We start from the raw sequence: 1,682 nt of genomic DNA on the forward strand, positions 1-1,682 counted from the left end.
GCCGCCGTCCTGTCCGGCCCGATCTGCGGCATGCTGGGCCTCGACTGGCGCAGGGTGCTGGACGCCGCCGCCGTCAGGCCCGGCAAGCCGGGCGACGGCGGGTTTCTGGTGTCGGCGCAGGAGTATGTGCGGCTCTGGACCGCGCTGATGGCGCTGTCGGGACGCTCCGACACGACGCGGCTTCTCGGGCTGCGCATGGCGTCCGGACCAGCGATCCCCGTGCTCTTCGCCATGTCGAGCGCGCCGGATTTCGAGACCGGCCTCGAGCGGCTGGCGCGCTACAAGCACCTGTTCGGCCCCATGCGCTTCGCCATCACGCGAACGCCGGCGGCGCTCTCGGTCCGGGTCGAGCCGGATGCGCCCGACATCGACCTGCCGGCGTCGTTCAGCAGCCCCCAGATCGTCTACCTGCATGCCGTCGCGATGGCGCTGTCCACGCGCCCCTTTCCTCCCACTGGCGTCTCTCTGCCGTTGCCCCACACCGACCGCGAGGACCTCGCCGACGTGTTCGGCGTCACGCCCGCCGAGGGCCCGCCGTCGCTGGCCTATGCGCGCGCCGACGCGCGTATCGCCTTCGTCTCGGACAATCCCGCCCTGTGGCGCGCGACGGAGGCCGACCTCGAGAGCCACGCCCTGATCGTGTCGAAGAGCGTGCCCGTCGCGCAGCGGGTGCGGGCGGCGCTGCTGGAGGCGTTGCCGACCGGCGAGCCGACGCTGGCGCATGTCTGCGCCCGCCTTCAGATGAGCCGGAGCACGCTGCTGCGCAGGCTCCGCGCCGAGGGCGCGACGTTCCAGGCGCTGCTCGACGCCACCCGCGCCGAGCTGGCCCTTCGCTATCTGCGCGGCAGTGATCTCACCAACCAGCAGATCGCCCATCTGACCGGCTATCGCGACCCGAGCGCCTTCCAGCGCGCCTTCAGGAAATGGACCGGCGGAACGCCGCAGGCCGCCCGGGCTGCCCACCTCTCGAGGTCAAGCCCTTCGAACGGCGCCGGGTAGCGGCGACGTCGCCAGCCGATGAACGGTCCGACGCGTCGGCGCGAACCCATGCCTATCCTGTGCATCTGCCTTCAGAGGGCGCCCTCATGCGGCCCGTGAGCGCGCCTCCCATCGCGAACGGCCCCGCGATGCTTGGTCGGACTCTAGCCGCGGCTGATCGCCCAGCCGCGCAGCGCGGCGGCGGCGGCGCGGGCGGCGGCGTCGGCCTCGGACGGGTCGGCGGCGGCCCGGTCGAGATCGGCGACCCCGCGCAGCAAGGCGAGCAGCAGTGCTGCGCCGTCCGCGGGGTCGAGGTCGGCGCGCACGCGTCCCGCGTCGCGCCAGCGCATGAACGCGCTCCCGGCGGCGCCCAGAGCCTCGGCCTGCGCGGCGCGCGCGGCTGCGCCCAGCGCGTCGTCGCGCGGGCCGAGCTCTGCGCAGGCCAGCGCAAGCAGGCAGCCGCGCGGGGCGTCGGGCGCAGGATCGCGCTGCGCGGCGAAGATCGCGTCGAACGCGGCGCCGGGATCTTCGCCCGACAGCGCGGCCGCGATCGGAGCCGTGACGGTCTCGGCGTAGCGGGCCAGCGCCTTCTCGAAGAGGGCCGACTTGTCGCCGAAGGCGCCATAGAGGCTCTGCCGGCCAAGCCCCGTCGCCTGCTCCAGCATGCGGATCGACGCGCCCTCGTAGCCATGCGCCCAGAACGC

General features: G+C 73.9%; 2 protein-coding genes. One reads left to right on the forward strand and one right to left on the reverse strand.

Going from position 1 to position 1,682, the window contains the following annotated elements:
• The coding region (locus V7Q31_RS19090) for a helix-turn-helix transcriptional regulator (protein WP_333835418.1) at positions 1–999 on the forward strand (999 nt) is incomplete at its 5' end.
• Between the two features lie 143 nt (positions 1,000–1,142).
• On the opposite strand, the gene V7Q31_RS19095 is transcribed toward V7Q31_RS19090, so the two are convergent.
• Positions 1,143–1,682, reverse strand: a 540-nt coding sequence (locus V7Q31_RS19095; RefSeq protein WP_333835419.1) for a TetR/AcrR family transcriptional regulator, incomplete at its 5' end; no start/stop codon positions are given.

The sequence above is a fragment of the Rubrimonas sp. genome, assembly GCF_036788415.1.
Lineage (GTDB): Bacteria > Pseudomonadota > Alphaproteobacteria > Rhodobacterales > Rhodobacteraceae > Rubrimonas.